We start from the raw sequence: 19,054 nt of genomic DNA on the forward strand, positions 1-19,054 counted from the left end.
TGGCGCAGCGGGGCGGGCAGGGTGCGGCCCGGGTGAGCGGTGGTGACAGGCCGTCAGCCCTGGTGCAGTGCCGCTTCGAGCTGCTCGGCCGGGACGAGGCCGGGCACCGCCGGCGGGTCGGCCGGCTCCAGCAGGCGGCTCGCCGTGCCGTCCACGCCCACCGGCAGGTCGCCGTCCAGGGTGATCCGGCGCACCAGGCGCGGCTGGTCGCCGTAGTCGTTGACCGCGTAGTGCTGGGTGGCCCGGTTGTCCCAGATCGCCACGTCGCCGACCTGCCAGTCCCAGCGCACCGTGTTCTCCAGCCGCTCCACGTACCGCTGGAACAGCGCCAGCAGTGCCTGGCTGTCCGCGGTCGGCAGACCTGCGATCCGCTGGGCGAAGCCGCCGAGCAGCAGCGTCTTCTCCCCCGTCACCGGGTGCACCCGCACCACCGGGTGCTCGGTCTTGAAGGTGGTGGAGACGAAGACCCGCCGGAACAGCTCGGCGGCTTCGGGGCTCGCGTCCGGCCGAGCTGCGTAGTCGTAGTCGTTGGTGTGCACCGCGCGCAGGCTATCGGCCAGCGTCTTCAGCGGCGCCGGCAGGTCCTGGTACGCGGCGACGGTGTTGGCCCACACGGTGGAACCGCCCGCCTCGGGCAGCTCCAGCGCGCGCAGGATGGACGCCTTCGGGTACGAGGGCACGAAGGTCACGTCGGTGTGCCAGTTGTTGGCCCGAGCGCCCTTGGTTGCGTCCAGCTCGAAGATGTACCGGCCGTCAACGCTGGGCACCGTCGGGTGGCCGACCGGCTGGCCGAGCAGGCGGGCGAACGCCTCGTGGCCGGCGTCGTCGAGGTGCTGCTGGCCGCGGAAGAAGAGCACCTTGTGCTCGTACAGCGCGGCCTCGATCGCGGCCACCGTCTCGGCGGACAGGTCACCGCCCAGCGTGACGTCGTGGACGATCGCGCCGATCCGGCCGGCTGCCGGGGTCAGCCGCAGCTGGGTCAGGGCAGTGGTGGCAGTGGTCATGATTGGCTCCTCAGCTGGCGGGTGGGCTACGCGGTGACGAACTGGTTGGCCGGGCGCGGCAGTCCGTAGTGCTCGCGCAGCGTGCGGCCGGTGTACTCGGTGCGGAACAGGCCCCGCTCGCGCAGGATCGGCACCACCCGCTCGGCGAAGACCTCCAGACCGGAGGGGAGCACGGCCGGCATGATGTTGAAGCCGTCCGCCGCGCCGTGGCGGAACCACTCCTCGATGGTGTCGGCGACCTGCTCCGCCGTCCCGGCGAAGGTGCGGTGGCCGCGCCCGCCGCCGAGCCGGGCAATCAGCTGACGAGCCGTCAACTGCTCGCGGCGGGCCAGCTCCACGATCAGCGTGTAGCGGCTCTTGGCACCCTCGATCAGCTCCTCCTCGGGCAGGTCGGCCGGCAACTGCTGGTCCAGCGGCAGCTGTTCGGGCGACAGGCCGAGCAGGCCGGCCAGCTGGCGCTGGGCAAACTCGGGGCGGATCAGCCGGTCGAGCTCGGCCTCCAGCTCCCGCGCCTCGGCCTCGGTGTCGCCGATCACGGGCACGATCCCGGGCAGGATCTTCACGTGCTCCGGGTCGCGGCCGAAGGCGGCGGCGCGCCGCTTCACATCGGCGTAGAACGCCTGGCCCTCGGCCAGCGTGAGCTGCGCGGTGAAGACCGCCTCCGCCCAGCGGGCCGCGAAGTCCTTGCCGCTCTCACTCGACCCGGCCTGCACCAGCAGCGGGTGGCCCTGCGGCGAGCGCGGCACGTTGAGTGCGCCCTCGACCCGGAAGAACCGGCCGGCGTACTCGATCGGGTGCACCCGCTCGGCCAGCGCGTGCACGCCGCGCTCCTTGTCGGCCACCACGGCGTCGTCCTGCCAGCTGTCCCAGAGCCGGGCCGACACCTCCAGGAACTCGGCGGCACGCTCGTAGCGTTCGGCGTGGGCCGGTTGCGCCTCCAGGCCGAAGTTGCGGGCGGCGGCGTCACCGGCGGTGGTGACGATGTTCCAGCCGGCCCGGCCGCCGGACAGGTGGTCGAGCGAGTTGAACCGCCGGGCCAGGTTGTACGGGTCGTTGTAGCTGGTGGAGGCGGTGGCGATCAGGCCGATCCGGCTGGTCGCGCCGGCCAGCGCCGCCAGCAGCAGGATCGGCTCCAGCCGGCCGCTCGGCCGCTGGCCCACGTCGCCCCACAGCGCCGGGGCGTCGGCCAGGAAGACCGAGTCGAAGGCGGCCGCCTCCGCGATCCGGGCCAGGTTCTGGTGGTACGCCAGGTCGATGTGGGCCAGCGGGTCGGACTCCGGCAGCCGCCAGGAGGCCTCGTGGTGGCCGGTGTCGAGGATGAACAGGTTGAGGTGCAGTTGGCGTTCGGCCGAGCTCAAGGTGGTCAGCTCCGTTCAGCTGTAGTGGTGTGGGCAGACGGCAGCGGGTGGTAGCGGCCGTCGTGGTAGAGCAGTGGCTGCGGGGCGTGGGCCAGCGAGATCTCCTCGACCCGGGCCAGCACCAGCCGGTGGTCGCCCGCCGTCACCAACTGCTCGATCCGCACGGTGAGTCGGCCCGAGGTGCCGTCCAGCGCCGGTTCGCCGCCGGGAAGTCGGTGCCAGCTGGTGGGCGCGGCGAAGCGGTCGATGCCGCTGGTGGCGAACCGCCGGGCCAGCGGCTCCTGGTCCGCGCCGAGGAAGTTGACCACCGCCGTCGTCGCGTCCCGCAGGTGCGGCCAGCTGGAGGAGCCGGTGGCGATGCCGAAGGAGATCAGCGGCGGATCGAGCGAGAGCGAGCTGAGCGAGGTCGCGGTGAACCCGACCGGGCCGCGCCCGGCGTCGGCCGTGACCACGACCACGCCCGCCGGGTAGTGGCGGAACGCCTGCCGGAATCCCTCCCGCGAGACCCGCGAGACCAGCTCCACCTGCGGGGCCTCGGCGGCCGGCAGCAGATCGGTCACGACGCCTCCACCTCGGACCCGGACTCGGCGAGCACTCCGAGCGCGGCCAGCAGAGCCGCCCGCAGCGCGGCGAACTCCGGGTGGCTGCGCGGCCTTTCGGCTGGCAGCCGGACCTCGTGGGCGGGGCCGAGCCGGCCCTCGGTCAACACCACGACCCGGTCGGCCAGCAGCACCGCCTCGTCCACGTCGTGGGTGACCAGCAGCACGGCCGGCCGGTGCCGGCGGCACAGCTCACGCAGCAGGCCGTGCATCCGGATCCGGGTGAGCGCGTCCAGGGCGCCGAACGGTTCGTCCAGCAGCAGCAGTTCGGGCTCCCGCACGAGTGCCCGGGCCAGCGCGGCGCGCTGCGCCTCACCGCCCGACAGGGTGACCGGCCAGGCCTGCGCGTGCTGCGCCAGGCCGACCTCGGTCAGCGCGGCCAGGCCCTGGGCCCGGTTCTCGGAGCGCGAGCCGGGCAGGCCCAGCACCACGTTGTCCAGCACCCGCTTCCAGGGTTGCAGCCGCGGGTCCTGGAAGACCACCGAGCGGCGCTGCGGGACCAGCAACTGCCCGGTGAAGTCCGGGTCGAGGCCGGCCATGGCGCGCAGCAGGGTGCTCTTGCCGGAGCCGCTGCGGCCCAGCAGGGCGAGGAACTCGCCGCGGCGGATCCGCAGGTCCAGGCCGCCCAGCACCTCCCGGTCGGCGAAGGAGCGGCGCAGGTCGCGGGCGAGCACCGCGGTGTCCGCGAGGCCGGCGGCAGCAGCGGGTTCGGCCGCCACGCCGGCCGTGTCGGGCTCAACCGCTCTCGCAATGCTCGCAGTTGCCGTCGTGGTGGTCTCAGTAGCCGTAGTCATGGCCTGACTTCCCCTCAGTTCCCGTCGAACCCGCGCCGCCAGCGGAGCAGGCGGCGCTCCAGCAGGCGGACCACGGCGTCGGCGCCCAGGCCCAGCAGTCCGTAGATCAGCAGGCCGAGCACGATGATGTCGGTGCGGTACCAGGCCTGGGCCTGGTTCATCAGGTAGCCGATGCCGCTGGTCGCGTTGAGTTGTTCGGCGATGATGATCACCAGCCAGGAGCTGGTGAGCGCGAAGCGCAGCCCGACCAGGAAGCCGGGCACCGCGCCGGGCAGCACCACGTGCCGGATCAGCCCGACCCGGCTGAGCCCCAACACCCGGGCCGACTCCACCAGCCGGCTGTCCACGCCGCGGATGCCGGCGTACGTGTTGAGGTACACCGGGAAGACGGTGGCGAACACGACCAGCGCGACCTTGGGCTCCTCGCCGACGCCGAACCAGATGATCACCAGCGGCAGCAGCCCGAGCACCGGCAGCGAGCGCAGCACCTGGAGGGTGGAGTCGACCAGGTCCTCGCCGAGCCGGAACAGCCCGGCGAGGACCGCCAGCAGCACGCCGAGGGACACCCCGATCACCAGGCCCTGGGCGACCCGGGCCAGCGAGGCGAGCAGGTTGCTCGCCAGCTCACCGGTCCTGGCCAACTCCCAACCAGCTGACAGTACTTGGCCCGGGGTGGCGAGGACCCGGGAGTCGATCGCGCCCAGGTTGCCGGCCAACTGCCACAGGGCCACCAGGATCAGCGGACCGGCCAGCCGCCGCAGCGGCCGGGGCAGCGGCACCCGGGGCCGGCGCGGCCGGCTCAGTCCGGCGGCGTCGACCAGGGGGGCGCCGTCCTCGGCCGGCCGGACGGACGGTGCCGCGGGCGGCGGGGCGGACGGCGGGGCGAGCGCGGCTGCGGTCGTCATGGTCTCTCCTCTCTGCGGGACGGGACGGCTCAGACCGCGCCGGACAGACTGGCGACGCGGTCGGCGGTGAACGGACGGCCGTGCACCAGCTCGCTCTCCCGCCCGTCCGGGCCGACCGGCACCTCGCCGATCAGGGTGACCCGGTGCAGCGTGCGGGCCACGTCCAGGTGCTCCAGGTCGCGCGGCGCCAGGTGGGCGGTGGCCCGGTTGTCCCAGAAGGCCACGTGCCCGGGCTCCCAGCGGAACCGCACGGTGTACTCGGGGCGGGTGATCTCGGCGTAGAGCAGGTCGAGCACCCGCCGGCTCTCGGCGGCCGTCAGACCGACCAGGTGGCTGGTGAAGCCGGGGTTGACGAACAGCGCCCGCTCCCCCGTCTCCGGGTGCACCCGTACCACCGGGTGCACGGCCACCAGCAGGTTGCTCTCGATCCGCTTGGCGTACGCGCTGTCCGCCCCGAACTCCCGTGCGCCACCGTAGCGGTGCTCGGCCCGCAGGGTGTCCACGAAGGCCCGCAGCGGTGCGGACAGACCCTGGTAGGCGGCCACCAGGTTGGTCCACTGGGTGTCGCCGCCGATCTCGGGCGCCACCTCGGCGCGCAGGATCGAACCGGCCGGCGGGTTCACCGCGGCGGTCACGTCGGTGTGCCAGCCGTCGAAGTAGCTGTACTGGCGCTTGCGGTACTCCTCCCGGAACCCGGAACCGTAGCGCTCCTCGAAGCGCTGCGGGTCGATGGTGAAGATCTGCGGGAAGTCGGCGGGCGGCGTGTCGTCGTGCGGGTGGGCGTAGGTCAGCTCGCCGAACTGGCGGGCGAAGGCGATCTGGGTCGCGTGGTCCAACTGCTGGCCGCGGAAGAACACGACCTTGTGGCGGTGCAGCGCCTGCTTGATCTGCTGCACGGACTCCGCCGGCAGCGGCTGGGACAGGTCGACGCCGTCGATGTCGGCGCCGATGTGACCGGCCACCGGGCTGACCGAGATGCTGCTCATCAGGGCTTCTCCTTGTTGGCTTTGGAGGTCTGCTTTGGAGGTCTGCGCTTCGGAGGTCTGCGCTTTGACTGATCGTCAGTTCTGTCCGGCCGCGACGGCCGGGTTGAAGTCGCGCTCGACGTCGGCGGGGAACTCACCGGAGACGTCGACCTTCTTGGGCACCTGGCCGTTGGCGAGGAACAAGTCGGCCTGCCGCTGCTGGGCGGCCACCACCTGGCCGTCCAGCGCCGCGAACCTGGTCTCCCCCGCGGCCTGCCAGATGAGCTTGCCGACCTCCGGGGACTGCTTGTTGACCTTGACGTAGTAGGCGTCGATCCAGGCGTCCGGGTGGGCCCGGTTCCAGGTGTTCGCCTTGACGATCCGGCCGACCAGGTCCAGCAGCGCCTTGCGGCGGGCCGGGTCGCCGAGCGACTTCTGTGCGGCCAGCCAGAAGGTGTAGCCGGAGGAGACCTGCTGACCGTTGATCAGCTGGACCGCGTCGGAGTGCGCCCGCTGGTAGGTGATCAGGTCCTGCGGCGAGGCGGTCGCGGCGTCCACCGTGCCGGACTCCAGCACCCCGCCGACGTTCTGCAGCGGCACGTCCACCGGGGTGACGTCCTGCTGCTTGAGGCCGACCGTGTCCAGGGCCTGGATCAGGAAGCCCTGGTTGGCGGTGCCCTTGGAGTAGGCGACCTTGTGGCCCTTGAGGTCGGCCAGGGTGTGGATGCCGGTGCCGGCCCGCGCCACCAGGGTGTAGCCGGGGCCGACGGTGTGGCTGACCGCGACCACGTCGACGGGAACGCCCGCGGCGGCCGCGTAGATGGCCGGGGTGTCGCCCATCACGCCGAGGTCGATCGCCCCGGCGGCGAACGCCTGGTTGACCAGCGGACCGCTGTTGAACTGGTCGAAGACCAGCTTGTAGGGCAGGCCCTGGGACTGGCCGGAGGTGTCGAGCAGGGTCTGCAGGTACTTGCCCTGGTCGCCGAGGTGCAGGGTCAGCTGCCCGGAACTGCCACCGCCGGTGGCGCTGTCGGCGCTCGCGCTGGTGCCGCAGGCGGCGACCAGCGAGAGCAGCGCGACCAGGGCGAGCGGACGGGCACGGCGGACGGCACGGGGAAGCATGGGCGCTCCTAGCGAGGTGGACGCGACACGGCGGGGCACGGGGTCGGCACAGGGGTGCACCGGGCGGTGGCCGTGACGGAAGAACGGTGCGGGGTGACGGGACGACGATGGGGTCTGCCAGTCGCCGGCTGACGGAGTGCAGCTGACGGATGACAGATGACAGATAGCGAAAAGTGTCAGCGGGAACGCTGCGCGGACCGGTCGAACACACCCCGGAACATCACGGGAGCACGCCGACAACGGCGATCACGCGGGATCAGGCAGCTCAGCAGCTGGACAGCCAGGCAGCTAACGGCTCAACAGCCCAGGCCGGCGAAGTGGTGCAGGCGGAAGGCGTTCACGGGCTGCCGGCCGGCGGCCTCCCGGATCGTGGCCTTGCGCTGTGCGTCCATGTCTGAAGTCTCCCCGGTGGCCGGGGCATCGGCAATATTTTCTGACAGCGTGGAAGTAATGGCCGCCGCCCCGCGCCCCGCGTTCATCGGGCGCTCCGCACGGTGCGCAGGCCCAGCGGGTCCTGATGCACGGCCGCCAGCACGGGGGCGGTGGCCGCGACGGCCAGCGTCTCGGCACCGAACGAGCCCGCCCGGACCACGGTCTCCCCGGCCCGGGGCCCGCGCTCCGCCACGGCGGCGTGCAGCACCGGCAGCAGCTGCGGCAGGTGGACCGTCACGGCCTCGGTGAGCACCAGGGCCTGGGGGTTCATCAGGTCGAGCAGCAGGCTCACGGCCCCGGCCAGCAGGCGCAGCCGGTACCGGCACAGCTCCAACGCGCGGACGTCCCCGTCGCGGGCGGCCGCCAGCAGCAGCAGGAGGTCGGGCTCCGCGATGACGCCCTCCGCCGCCGCCCGCGCGGCGAGCGCGCGGTCGGAGACGGTGGCCTGCAGGCAGCCGGTGGCACCGCACGGGCACGGGTCGGCGGACCCCGGCACGGGCAGGTGGGCGATGCCGCCGGCGCCGTTGCGCCGTCCGCGCAGCGGGGTGGCCCCGGCGATCACGGCGGCGTCCACCACGTTGCCGGCGAACAGGTGCACCAGGTCGGTGCCGCGCGCCGCGCCGAACAGGTACTCCGCCTGGGCGAGCGCGTGCGCGTGGCCCTCCACGTGCACGGGCAGCCAGGTGGCCCGCTCCAGCTCCTGGCGCAGCGCCACCTCGTGCCAGCCGAGTGCGGCGTTCTCCACCACGGTGCCGAGCGCCGGATCCACCCAGCCGCCGGTCACCGCGCCGACGCCGAGCACCGAGCGCTCACCGGCGTGTCGGCGCAGGAAGCCGGGCAGGTGGGCGGCAACCCAGGCCGCGTCGGCGCCCTGCGGCCGGGCGATCCGCTCGTGCACCACCACGCGCCCGCGCAGGTCGGTGAGCGCGAAGGTCAGGTAGGGGGCGGCGATGTGCACCCCGGCCGCCACGTGCTGGGTGGTGTTGATCTCCAGCGGGATCCGCGGGCGGCCGGGCCGGGCGGGCTCCCGGGACTGCGCCGCCTCGCGCACCAGCCCCAGACCCACCAGGTCCGTGCTGTGCCGCGAGACGGCGGCCGGGCTGAGACCGGTGCGCCGGCTCAACTCGCCGCGCCCCACCGGTCCGTGGTCGAGCACCACGCGCAGCACCGCCGCGGCCCCGTCCGGCCGGTCGGCCGTGGTGGCCGGCGGCGCGGGGTCGGCGACCAGTGCGAGCGGCATGGGGGTATCGTGCCAACGCGGGCCGCCGGGTTCAATGGACGACGGTTACGGTTGCATGGCGTTCCTGCGAACCTCGCCCGGGCGGGCCGGCCTTGCTACCGTGCCCGGTGACCTCGGACGAACCCGTGACCGCGCTGCCCTGCGACGAACGCGTGTCCATCCTGCACAACGGCCGGCTGCGGGCCGCCAGTATCCGCCGCGGCGACGTGGTCGCCTACGACTGGGGCTTCCACCAGGACGGGGCGGAGCACGTCCAGCGCACCTTCGTGCTGCTGGACGAGGGGTTGCAGGTCAACCAGCCGGTGCTGTTCCCGCCCGAGCAGCGCGGCTGGTGGTACCGCGACCTGCTGACCCTGGCGTGGGACGGTGCCGACCGCCGCCTGCTGCGTACCCAGGACCTGTGGCTCGACGTGATCGTGGGCCCGCCCGACCACCCGTACCGGCTGCTCGACCTGGACGACTACGCCGACGCGCCGGCGGACGGCCGGCTCAGCCCGGACCGGGCCGCCGAGGGGCTGCGCCGGATGCAGCGCTTCCTGGACCGCCGCCTCAACCGCCGCCACGACACGACCCGCAGCCGGCCGGAGTTCCCGCCACCGCTGGTCGAGGAGCTGCGCACCGCGGAACTGCCGCGCGACCGGCGCCTGCTGGACTGAACCCGACCGCGAGAGCCCACCTGACGGCGCGTCACCCGACCCGGTGCGCCGGGTGCCAGCCGAGGGCCGGGCCGAGGCGGGTGGCGAGGTCGGTGAGGATCTGCAGGTAGTCCTCGGGCTCGAAGGAGAACGGCAGCGCGAACGCGACCTCGTCGACCTCGCGGAAGCCCGCGTGCGCGTACAGCGCCTCGGCCAGCTGGTCGGAGCTGCCGATCAGGTCGGGCGCGAACAGCAGCCGGGCCGGGCCCTGCGGTGCTTCGGTGCGCGGGGTGCGCCGGCGGACGTACTCCGCGTACTTGGCACGCTGCTGCGGCGAGGCGCTGTCGGTGGGGATGACCACCAGGCCCTGCGAGACCCGGGCGCGCTCGCCCTCGGGGTGGTGGGCACGGAAGGTGCGGATCTGGCTTTGCTGGATCTCGGCGAACCCCGCGGTGGACTCCTCGGCCTTGACCACGCTGCTGGTCAGCAGGTTCATCCCGTGCTCGCCGGCCCAGCGGGCCGAAGCCAGGCTGCCGGCGCCGTACCAGAGGCGCCGGCCCAGTCCCGGGGAGTGGGGCTGGACCCGGTCGGAGTACTCCTCGATGCCCTCGGTACCGGTGAAGGCGGTGACGGGCTCGCCGCGCACGAAGCCGAGCAGCCGCCGCACCCGCTCGTGGCCGAAGTCCTCGGCCGCCGCACTGTCCGGGTAGAGGGCGTCCTTGACCTGGTCGAAGTGGATCGGCGGCCCCACGCTGACGCCCGGGTTGAGGCGGCCGCCGGAGAGCAGGTCGACGGTCGCCAGGTCCTCGGCCAGCCGCAGCGGGTTCTCCCAGCCCAGCGGGGTCACCGCCGTGCCCAGCTCGATCCGGCCGGTCCGCTGCGAGGCCGCCGCCAGCACCGCGACGGGAGAGGAGATGCCGTACTGCAGGTGGCGGTGGCGCACCCAGGCGCTGTCGAAGCCCAGCCGCTCCCCAAGCTCGATGAGTTCGAGGGTGGTGCGGTGGCCCGCCGCCGGGTCCGCCGGGTCGAACAGGCCGATGGTCAGGAAGCCGAGCTTGCGCAGCGGTTGGTTCGTCTGGGGCACGCCCGCCACCCTCACACGGCCCGGGCCCCGGGACAACCGCGGCCCGGCGATCGTCACTGGGGGACACACGGCGGACACCGGCACGCCACACTCGGGGCGTACCTCACGACGGCCGGGCTGGGGAGGGTCCCCTCAGACCACCAGCCGCAGCCGCTCCCGGGCCACCCGCAGGCGAACCGTCTGACCCCAGGTCAGCTGGAGCGCGTCCGACTCGACGCCGTCGCCGAAGGCCACCAGCTGGTCCGACTCGACGGTGAGGGCGAGTTCCTCGCCCGCCGTGCAGCGCCCCTCTACCAGGGTGGTGCCGGTGACCGGGGAGGGCCAGGCCTCGCGGACGAACCAGGCGAGTTCGGCAGCCTGCTGCTCGGCCTCCTGGCGGGCGTTGGCGCCCTGTCGGGTGACCAGCTCCTCCTCCTGGCGGGCCAGTTCGATCCTGTTGGTCAGCTCGTTCTCGGCGATCTTGCGTTCCCGCTCGACCGCGACGGCCCGCCGCCCGTAGGTCGCCCGGTCGGCCTCCTGCTGCACCTGCTCGCGGGCGGGGGTGCGCAGCGCCCGTTCCATTTCGGGTTCGGGGCGCAGCGCGGTGATCCGCACCGCGAGCACCGCCAAGCCCAGTTCGGCCAGCCGCTGGTCGCCCGCCAGGCCGTCGGACACGGCCTGGCGCACCGTGCGCACCCCGTCGGCGAGCGCGGCGGCGAGCGGGGTGCGGGCGATCAGCTCCAGGGCGTGCTGCTGGGCGGTCTCGGTGAGCAGGGTGGCCAGTTGGTCGAGCGGGTCGCCCTGCCACTCGCCGGAATCCGGGGCGATGCTGAAGTCGATCCGGGCGGCGGCCCGTTCGGGGTCGGTGATCCGGTAGGTGAGGGTGGCCTGGACCGCCAGGTCCTGGAACTCGGCGGTCCTGGCGTGGCAGACCAGCGACAGCTCCCGGTCGTCCGCGGGCACCTCGGAGATCGCCGCCGCCAGCGGGCGGAACCAGAACGCGAGCCCGGTGCCCTCGTGCGCGAGCCGCCCGCCGTGCAGGTGGCGGATGTGCGCGGTCGGCACGGCGCGCAGGTGGCGCAGGCCGAACCGCTTGGTGATGTCAGCCATGACTGGACCCCCTCCTTCTCGTCCCTCTGACGATAACGGAGCCGACCATTTATCGTCAACCTGACGAGATGGCGGAGTCCAGGCCGCCCGCCCCGGGCGCACGCCGCTGAGCCCGCGTCAGCACTTGTCGACCCCCGAACACGCAGGTCCCCCCGCACCCGCGGTGCGGGGGGACCTGCGGCGGCCGGCCGCGCGGACGCCGTCGGGCCGTCAGGCGCCGATCGCCGTCAGCACCTCCTGGGCCGCCCGGGCACCGCTCTCGGCGCCGCCCTCCATGTAGCCCTGGAAGTCGTACGAGGTGTGCTCGCCGGCGAAGTGCAGCCGGCCCTGCGCGGTGCCCTCGTAGCCGGCGTAGCTGGTCAGGTACCCCACCGGCCAGTAGGAGTAGGCGCCGTAGGAGTACGGGTTGAGGTGCCAGGCCGACAGGGTGGCCCGGCCGGTCCAGGCCGCGCCGGTGCCGGGCCACAGCTGGTCGATCTGGCCGAGGTAGGTGCGGGCCAGGTTCGCGGTGTAGGCGGTGCTCGCGTCGGTGAAGGCGCTGGGCGGGGTGAGCGAGCGGGCCGGGGTGCCGCCGCCGTACTGGACCACGATGCCGTCGCTGCCGCTCTGGCCCCGGGTCACGTCCCAGGCCTGCTGGAACGGCAGGTCGCTGAAGCACTCGCCGTTCGAGCTGCCCGGCCAGGCTCCGCTGCCGGTCCACGGGCGGCTGCTGAACTGCATGTTCAGCTTGGTGCAGGCACCCATCGTCATGTGGGCCAGGACGCCCTGCATCATCGGGTCGAGCCCGGCCTGGGAGAGGTCGATGTGCCGCTGCAGGATCGGCAGCGGGACGGCCAGGATGGTGTGGTCCGCGGTGACGGTCCGGGCGCCGCCGCCGTCCACCGCGAAGGTGAGGGTCTGGCTGCCGTCGGCGTTCTTCACCACCGCCTGCAGGCTCCAGCCCCGCTGCACGGTGCCGGCCGGCAGCGCGCCCGCCACGGCGTGCGGCAGCTGGTCGTTGCCGCCCGTGATGTGGTAGCGCTCGTTGGAGCCGCCCCAGATGGCGAAGCTGCCCGGGTTGGCCTGTGAGGAGAGCAGCTGGAGCAGGGCGAACGAGGACTGGTCGGTGGTGTCGGCGCCGTACTCGACCGCGTAGGCGACGTCGAGGAAGGCCCCCAGGTTGCTGCTGTGGCCGCCCGGCACCCGGGAGTCGATCCAGCCCCGGATCGAGAGCTTGTCCATCGCGACGTCGGCCGCGGTGTGGCTGTTCCAGCTCGGCGCGGAGCTGGTGGCGTGGGAGTCGGCCTGGATGGTCTGCCAGATCTGCTTGAAGTCCTGGTCGGCCTGGGTGCGCGGGTAGTACGCGCCGTTGAACCGCAGGATCTGCTCGGCCCCGGCCGGGGTGGCCTGCAGCACGTCGGTCAGGCCGAGGCCGAACCGCCGGCACAGCGCCTGCACGGTCTTGTGCGCGGTGTCGACCAGCTCGCCGCCGTACTCCGAGACCTGGCCCTGCGCCCAGAGCCCGGGGGTGGACGGGCTGCCGCCGGAGTACATCCGGCCGCCGATCCGGCTCGGGTTGGCCTCGTACACGGTTGCGGCGATGCCCTTGTCGGCCAGCGTGAGGGCGGCGTTGAGCCCGGCGATGCCGGCGCCGATGATGGCGATCCGCGGCGCCGGGCCGCTGTACTTGGCACCCGTGGCCGGGGCGGCGTGCGCCTTGGGCACGGTGCCGAGCGCGGTGACGGCGAGGCCGAGGCCGGCCGCCCGGGTCAGCAGGCGGCGCCGGGAGAGTCCGTCGGGCTCGGCGACCGCCTCGTCGCGCAGGCCCTGGTACTCGTCGAGGGGCAGGCGCAGGCGCGCCGCGGCCCCCTGGTCGGCGAACAGCCGCTTGAGGTGCCAGAGCTGGTGGGAGCGTGCCATCTGGGGGGTTCCTTACGTTCCGTACCGGGCCGGGGTGGGGAGGGTGCTCCGTTCGCGGGAGTTGGCCTAGTGTGCGGAACCGGACCGCTCGGCGGGGATGGGCAGCGTGTACCGGGGCGGGCGAAGAGCTTGACACCATGTCAGTGACAGCCGGGGCCGGGTCCTCGGCCTCCCAGCGGCGGCCGAGGACCCGCTCGTTCCTGATGCTGCGTCAGCAACCCGCCTTGTAGGCGTACTTGCTGACCTTCGGGTCGTCGATGTTGTCCTTGGTGATGGCGACCATGGTGGTGCCGATCTGCGCCTGGACCGGCTGGCCGGCGAAGGCGGCGGCGAGCTGGTCGACGGCCTGGGTGCCGATGGCCGCCGGGTCCTGGGCGACCAGGACCTGGAGGGTGCCGGCCTTGAGGGCGGTGATCTCGTCGGGCTCCGCGTCGAAGGCGGCGACCTTGACCGTGCCCTGCTTGCCGGCCTGCTGCAGGCCGGTGGCGATGCCCTGGCCGGTGTTGGTGTTGCCGGCGAAGACGCCGCCGAGGTCGGGGTGGGCGGCCAGGGTGGCCTGGATCTGCGAGGCGGCGGTGGCCGGCAGGTCGTTGTCGTACAGGGTGGGCAGCACGGTGATGCCGGGGTGGGCGGCCATCTCCTCGGTGAAGCCCTTGATCCGGGCGTCGGTGGTGGAGATGCCGGGCTTGACGCTGATCACGATGACCGAGCCCTTGTCGCCCATCTGCTGGGCCAGCGCCTTGGCCGCGACCTTGCCGCCGGCCTCGTTGTCGGAGGAGATCCGGGTGATGCCGACCGAGGCGTCGGTGACCGAGGTGTCGACCAGCCCGATCTTGGTGCCGGCGGACTGGATCTGCTTGAGCGAGGGGGTCAGCGCGCTGGTGTCGACCGGCGAGACCAGCAGGCCGTCCGGCCGCACGGCGGCCACCGAGTCGATCAGCGGCCGCTGCACCGAGACGTCCCACTGGGCCGAGCCCTCGGCGGTGAAGTCCATCCCCTTGGCCTGGGCCTCGGCCTGCGCGGCGCAGGTCATGGTGATGTAGAAGGGGTCGCTCTTCACCCCGGTGATCAGGGTGACCTTCTTGTGCGCGGGCCCGGCGGCCGGCGAGCCGCTGCCGCTGGTGGAACTGCACGCGGCGGTGGCGGCCAGGGCGAGGGCGGTGGCGGCGGGTATCAGCAGGGCGGCCGTGCGGCGGGTGCGCGGTCTGCGGGTGGTCGGCATGGTGCGGTTCTCCTTCGTGGTGCGGAGGTCGGGTGCCGGCTCGGCTGTGGGCCGGCGCCCGAAGAGCGGGGTCTGGTGGCGCGGGGCGGGAGGTCAGCTGCGTTCGCGGGCGCTGCGCCGCAGCTGGTCCACGTAGACCGCGGCGACCAGGACGATGCCGACGGCCACGTCCTGCCAGTACTGCTGGACGCCGATGACGATCAGACCGGTCGTCAGGACCGCCGGGATGAAGACGCCGATCACCGTGCCGAGCACCGAGCCGCGGCCGCCGAACAGGCTGGTGCCGCCGAGCACGACCGCGGTGATCACCTTCAGGTTGTCGGTGGCGTGGCCGGCGATCGAGGTGGTGCCGTAGGAGGCCAGCCACATCACCGCGCCCAGGCCCGCCAGCACGCCCATCAGCGCGTACACCTGCACCAGGTGGCGGCCGACCCGGATGCCGGCCCGGCGCGCGGCGGCCGGGTTGGAGCCGAGCGCGAGGGTGTGGGTGCCGAACCGGGTGCCCCCCAGCACCAGGCCGAAGACCAGGGTGACGCCCGCGGCGAGCACCACCAGCCACGGGATGCCGAGCAGCTTGCCGAAGCCGAGGGTGTTCTGCAGGTTGGCGGCCGCGGCCCCGGCCGGATCCTGGCCGCCGGTGGCGAGTTCGGCCAGCCCGAGGGCCGTGCCGAGGCCGCCCAGGGTGACGATCAGCGGCGGCACCTTGCCGGTCGCCACCAGCAGCCCCTGCAGCGCGCCCCAGCCGGCGCCGACCGCCAGCGCGATCAGCACGCAGCAGGCCACGGTGCCCCAGCCGGCCGCGGCACCGCCGTGGCCGATGTTGTACTCGCCGGCGGCCACCGCGGCCAGCACCAGCACCGAGCCGATCGACAGGTCGATGCCGGCCGTGATGACCACGTACGTCATGCCGACGCCGAGCACCAGGTAGATGGCCGCGTTCACGGCGATCTGGGTGAGGTCGTAGGTGGTGAAGAACTTGCCGGGCGCGGCGATGCTGAAGAAGAGCACCAGGGCGGCCAGCACCAGGAAGGTCCACAGCTCGCTGATCCCGGCCAGCCGGCGCGGCCAGGACACCGCCGGGCTGGGCCCCTGCTCGACGCGCTCCCCCGTGGTGGCGGTCATCTCAGGTCCTCCGCGTTCCTCGCTCCGGTGTCGGGGGCGGGCCGGTCCTGGTCGAGCGAACCGGTCATGGCACCCACCAAGTCCTCGATCGTGGTGCCCGCCGCCGCGAAGGAGGCGACCCGGCGGCCCAGCCGCAGCACCTCGATCCGGTCGGCGACCGAGAGCACCTCGGGCATGTTGTGGCTGATCAGCACCACGCAGATGCCGCGCTCGGCTACCCGCCGGACGGTCTCCAGCACCCGGGCGCGCTGCACCACGCCGAGCGCCGCCGTCGGTTCGTCCATGAAGATGACCCGGTTGGCGAAGGCGACCGCGCGGGCGACCGCCACCGACTGCCGCTGGCCGCCGGACAGGGTGGCCACCGGTGCCGTCACCTCCTTGAGGGTGACGCCCAGTTCGGCGAAGGCCTTGACCGCCTCGCGCCGCATCGCCGTCCGGTCCAGCACCCCGAGGCGGCCGAGCAGCCCGCCGCGCAGCAGCTCCCGACCGAGGTACAGGTTGGCGGCGGCGTCCAGGTCGGGCGCCATGGACAGGTCCTGGTAGACGGTCTCCACACCGTGCCGCCGGGCGTCGGCCGGCCCGGCGAAACGGACCGGAGCCCCGCCGAGCCGGAGCTGTCCGGCATCCGGGGCGATCACCCCCGACAGCACGTTGACCAGGGTGGACTTCCCCGCGCCGTTGTCGCCGATCAGGGCGACGACCTCACCGGCGAAGGCCGTGAAGTCCGCCCCCTGCAGGGCCTGCACCTGGCCGAACTGTTTGACCACACCGCGTGCTTCCAGCAGAGGCTCCGACACCGTTCCTCCCTGCGCCGTGCCGCCGCGTGCGACCACCCCGCCCGCCGGGAGGCAGGACATCGTCGTCGCGTGCGGGGGGATGTGAAACTCACTGGGAGTCACAGTGAACTCACGAGGGGTCACGGTGTCAAGGGTTGTGACAAGGGCGGCAACTCCTGCCCCAGCATCACCCTTTCAAACGCCAACTTGCCTGCACCACGCGCCGGATTGCCACCGATGGGTGGCGGGTATCCCCCGGGTATCCCCCGCACAGGCCCCCGGGCTCCGCAGGCCCCCGGCCCCCGCAGCCCGGCCCCGCGCCCTCCGCCACCAGGCCCTTCGCCACCACGCACCGACCGCGCCGGCCTGCCGGTCGGTCCGATAATGCGCGCCGCCTGTCGTTCCCATGACGCAGACTCTGCCTGAGCACCATTCACACCGGAGGATGAGATCATGGTCGACCGACCGCTGACGCTGATGGCCGTGCACGCCCACCCCGACGACGAGGCCACCGGGACGGGCGGTGTGCTGGCCCGCTACGCGGCGGAGGGCATCCGCACGGTCCTGGTGACCTGTACCGACGGCGGCTGCGGTGACGGGCCGGGCGGGGTCAAGCCGGGCGAGCCCGGGCACGACCCGGAAGCCGTCGCCGCGATGCGGCTGAAGGAGCTGGCGGCGAGCTGCGAGGTGCTGAAGATCAGTCACCTGGAGACGCTGGGCTACGCCGACTCCGGGATGATGGGCTGGGCGGCCAACGACGCGCCCAACTCCTTCTGGCGCACCCCGGTCGAGGAGGGCGCGGCCCGCCTCGCCGAACTGATCCGCCGCTACCAGCCGGACGTGGTCGTCACCTACGACGAGAACGGCTTCTACGGCCACCCCGACCACATCCAGGCGCACCGCATCACCATGGCGGCGCTGGAGCTGACCGGCGAGCTGCAGCCCAAGGTCTACTGGACCACGGCGCCGCACTCGGCGATGCGGCGGTTCGGCGAGGCCATGCGCGAGTTCGCCTCCCAGTCCGAGAACGAGAGCGGGAGCGAGCCGCAGGCCGCGGCGCAGGACGACCCGGCGGCCGGGCAGCCGAGCCAGCCGGACGCGGGCGCCGAGCTGCCCGACATGTCGCAGATCGGGCTGCCCGACGACCAGGTCACCACCTGGGTGGACGTCACCGCCTTCGGCGCCCAGAAGTACGACTCGCTGGCCGCGCACGCCAGTCAGAGCGAGAGCATCTTCTTCCTGCACATGGGCAAGGAGCGGTTCACCGAGCTGATGGGCGTGGAGACCTTCCTGCGGGTCTCGGGTCCCAGCGACGGCGCGGTGCCGGAGACCGACCTCTTCGCCGGTCTGCGCTGATCCTCGGCCGGCAACTCCGACCCCGTGTGGCCCCGCTCCGCGGAGCGGGGCCACACGGGGTCAGTCGCGCAGCGCCGCCGCAGCGGCCGCCAGGGCCTCGGCGAGCGGGGTGGGCTCCAGGCCGAAGGTGGCCGTGGTGAGCGAGGAGTCCAATACGAAGGGCTGCTCGAACTGGTAGCGGGTGGTCCGCAGTTCCCGCACCATCGGGGAGAACAGGCCTACGGCCCACATCACCGGGTACGGGATCCGGGAGACCTTCGCGGCGGGCGCCCCGGCCGCCGCGGCGAACTGCCCGGCCAGCTCGCGCACGGTCAGCGCGGGGTTGCTCGGCACGTGCCAGGGCTTGCCCCAGGCCCGCTCGTCCGCCGCGACGGTGATCAGGGTCCGGGCCACGTCGGTGATCGAGGTCCAGCTGTGCGGCACGTCGAGCGCCGACGGCACGTACGCCCGCCGGCCGGCCAGCAGCGGCTTGCCGAGCGCGAAGGTGATGATCGAGTTCGCCTCCAGGTAGTCGCTGCCGCGCACCTCGGTGGCCCGGATCCGCCCGGCCTCGTGCCGGGCCAGCGCGTCGCGCCACATGTCGGCCCGCAGCCGCAGCTTCGGGTGGGTGGCCGCCAGCGGCGTCTGCTCGGTCATCGGGCCGGTGACCGGGCCGTAGCCGTAGAGGTTGTTGGCCGTGGCGAGCACGGCGCCGCTGCGCTCGGCGGCGGTCAGCAGCGCGGCCGCCAGCGGGGGCCAGTCGGTGAGCCACTGGTGGTAGGCGGGGTTGGCGCAGTTGTAGAGCGCGGCGGCGCCCTCGGCCAGCGCGCTGACGCGGTCCGGGTCGGTGGCGTCGGCCGCGACCCGTTCCACCCCGGGGTGCTCGGGGCCGCCGCCGCGCCGGCTCAGCAGCCGGACCTGCTCGCCCCGCTCGGCGAGCAGCAGCGCCGTCGCGGTGCCGACCGGACCGGCACCGACAATCACCTGCAGTCCCACGACCGCCTCCCGACCTCGAACTGACCCGGGGCCACCTGAGCGGCCGTCAGCGATCCTACGGCCGTTCGGCGGGCGGGCGGCGGACCTCACGGCTCGCGGAAGTGGACCAGCACCCGACCGGGGTTCTTCGGGTCCTCCGAGTGGCGCAGGTAGAGGCGGCGGATGTGCTTCTGGTCCAGGAAGGCCAGCACCCGGCGCTTCAACTGCCCGGAGCCCTTGCCGGGGATGATCTCGGCCACCGGGTCGCCGGAGCGGGCGGCGGCGAACAGGAACTGGCGCATCGCCAGCTCGATGTCGCGGTTGTTGCGGAAGATCGGGTGCAGGTCGAGACTACGCATGAGGCTGCACCTTAGAAGAGAAGAGGGACCTGCCGTCCACTCAGGTACGACACGGGCCGCCCGCCGAGACGGCGGTGCGATCCCGGACCGCACCGCCGTCTCGGCGGGACACCATGACCGGACCACCGCATGGCAGGAC

General features: G+C 73.2%; 18 protein-coding genes. 2 read left to right on the plus strand and 16 right to left on the minus strand.

Annotated features, from left to right (window positions below; translation table 11 throughout):
* Positions 1-53: 53 nt before the first annotated feature.
* The 8 genes from C7C46_RS13850 to C7C46_RS13885 all read right to left on the minus strand — a co-directional run bounded on the left by C7C46_RS13850 (position 54) and on the right by C7C46_RS13885 (position 8,419).
* Positions 54-1,004 (minus strand): TauD/TfdA dioxygenase family protein, encoded by a 951-nt coding sequence (locus C7C46_RS13850; RefSeq protein WP_110669366.1) that lies wholly within the window; start codon positions 1,002-1,004, stop codon positions 54-56.
* Positions 1,005-1,030: 26 nt separating this feature from the next.
* The gene (locus tag C7C46_RS13855) at positions 1,031-2,362 is read right to left on the minus strand and encodes an LLM class flavin-dependent oxidoreductase (protein WP_110669368.1); all 1,332 of its coding nucleotides are present in this window, start codon (positions 2,360-2,362) and stop codon (positions 1,031-1,033) included.
* A 5-nt stretch (positions 2,363-2,367) separates the two neighbouring features.
* On the minus strand, positions 2,368-2,913 hold the full coding sequence (locus C7C46_RS13860; protein WP_110669615.1) for a flavin reductase family protein: 546 nt from the start codon (positions 2,911-2,913) through the stop codon (positions 2,368-2,370).
* Between the two features lie 5 nt (positions 2,914-2,918).
* Complete coding sequence (locus C7C46_RS13865; protein ID WP_110669370.1) at positions 2,919-3,755, minus strand: ABC transporter ATP-binding protein; 837 nt, start codon at positions 3,753-3,755, stop codon at positions 2,919-2,921.
* Positions 3,756-3,769: 14 nt separating this feature from the next.
* Positions 3,770-4,660, minus strand: a complete 891-nt coding sequence (locus C7C46_RS13870; protein ID WP_110669372.1) for an ABC transporter permease — start codon at positions 4,658-4,660, stop codon at positions 3,770-3,772.
* Between the two features lie 29 nt (positions 4,661-4,689).
* A complete protein-coding gene (locus C7C46_RS13875; protein ID WP_110669374.1) occupies positions 4,690-5,646 on the minus strand; it encodes a TauD/TfdA dioxygenase family protein in 957 nt (318 codons plus the stop codon).
* Between the two features lie 75 nt (positions 5,647-5,721).
* Positions 5,722-6,747 carry an ABC transporter substrate-binding protein gene (locus tag C7C46_RS13880; RefSeq protein ID WP_110669376.1) on the minus strand — a complete coding sequence of 342 codons (1,026 nt, stop codon included), beginning with the start codon at positions 6,745-6,747 and terminating at the stop codon, positions 5,722-5,724.
* A gap of 475 nt (positions 6,748-7,222) precedes the next feature.
* On the minus strand, positions 7,223-8,419 hold the full coding sequence (locus tag C7C46_RS13885; RefSeq protein ID WP_110669378.1) for an ROK family transcriptional regulator: 1,197 nt from the start codon (positions 8,417-8,419) through the stop codon (positions 7,223-7,225).
* A gap of 107 nt (positions 8,420-8,526) precedes the next feature.
* Here C7C46_RS13885 and C7C46_RS13890 point away from each other — a divergent pair, with 107 nt between their 5' ends.
* Entirely contained in the window at positions 8,527-9,075 is a 549-nt protein-coding gene (locus C7C46_RS13890; RefSeq protein WP_146259088.1) for a DUF402 domain-containing protein, read from the plus strand.
* A gap of 31 nt (positions 9,076-9,106) precedes the next feature.
* Here the strand turns inward: C7C46_RS13890 and C7C46_RS13895 are convergent, their stop codons facing one another.
* From C7C46_RS13895 to C7C46_RS13920, 6 genes are all read right to left on the minus strand, one after another.
* Positions 9,107-10,138 (minus strand): LLM class flavin-dependent oxidoreductase, encoded by a 1,032-nt coding sequence (locus C7C46_RS13895; protein ID WP_110669382.1) that lies wholly within the window; start codon positions 10,136-10,138, stop codon positions 9,107-9,109.
* 132 nt (positions 10,139-10,270) lie between these two features.
* Entirely contained in the window at positions 10,271-11,227 is a 957-nt protein-coding gene (locus C7C46_RS13900) for an SPFH domain-containing protein (protein ID WP_110669384.1), read from the minus strand.
* Positions 11,228-11,437: 210 nt separating this feature from the next.
* Positions 11,438-13,126: a flavin monoamine oxidase family protein gene (locus C7C46_RS13905; protein WP_110669386.1), complete on the minus strand. Its 1,689-nt coding sequence runs from the start codon at positions 13,124-13,126 to the stop codon at positions 11,438-11,440.
* Between the two features lie 211 nt (positions 13,127-13,337).
* The gene (locus tag C7C46_RS13910) at positions 13,338-14,348 is read right to left on the minus strand and encodes an ABC transporter substrate-binding protein (RefSeq protein ID WP_110669388.1); all 1,011 of its coding nucleotides are present in this window, start codon (positions 14,346-14,348) and stop codon (positions 13,338-13,340) included.
* A 93-nt stretch (positions 14,349-14,441) separates the two neighbouring features.
* Positions 14,442-15,470, minus strand: a complete 1,029-nt coding sequence (locus C7C46_RS13915) for an ABC transporter permease (protein WP_110669390.1) — start codon at positions 15,468-15,470, stop codon at positions 14,442-14,444.
* The gene (locus C7C46_RS13920; RefSeq protein WP_220040622.1) at positions 15,467-16,237 is read right to left on the minus strand and encodes an ATP-binding cassette domain-containing protein; all 771 of its coding nucleotides are present in this window, start codon (positions 16,235-16,237) and stop codon (positions 15,467-15,469) included. Before C7C46_RS13920 ends, C7C46_RS13915 begins: the two co-directional genes overlap by 4 nt.
* A 462-nt stretch (positions 16,238-16,699) precedes the next feature.
* On the opposite strand from C7C46_RS13920, the gene C7C46_RS13925 reads away from it, so the two are divergent.
* Positions 16,700-17,602, plus strand: coding sequence for a PIG-L family deacetylase (locus C7C46_RS13925; protein ID WP_110669394.1), 903 nt, complete (start codon positions 16,700-16,702; stop codon positions 17,600-17,602).
* A 60-nt stretch (positions 17,603-17,662) separates the two neighbouring features.
* Here the strand turns inward: C7C46_RS13925 and C7C46_RS13930 are convergent, their stop codons facing one another.
* Together C7C46_RS13930 and C7C46_RS13935 are read right to left on the minus strand one after the other, a co-directional pair.
* Positions 17,663-18,577, minus strand: a complete 915-nt coding sequence (locus C7C46_RS13930; RefSeq protein WP_110669396.1) for a Rossmann-fold NAD(P)-binding domain-containing protein — start codon at positions 18,575-18,577, stop codon at positions 17,663-17,665.
* An 86-nt stretch (positions 18,578-18,663) separates the two neighbouring features.
* Positions 18,664-18,915, minus strand: a complete 252-nt coding sequence (locus tag C7C46_RS13935; protein ID WP_110669398.1) for a Smr/MutS family protein — start codon at positions 18,913-18,915, stop codon at positions 18,664-18,666.
* Positions 18,916-19,054 lie beyond the last annotated feature (139 nt).

Source organism: Streptomyces tateyamensis (assembly GCF_003205575.1).
In the GTDB taxonomy this organism is placed as follows: domain Bacteria; phylum Actinomycetota; class Actinomycetes; order Streptomycetales; family Streptomycetaceae; genus Kitasatospora; species Kitasatospora tateyamensis.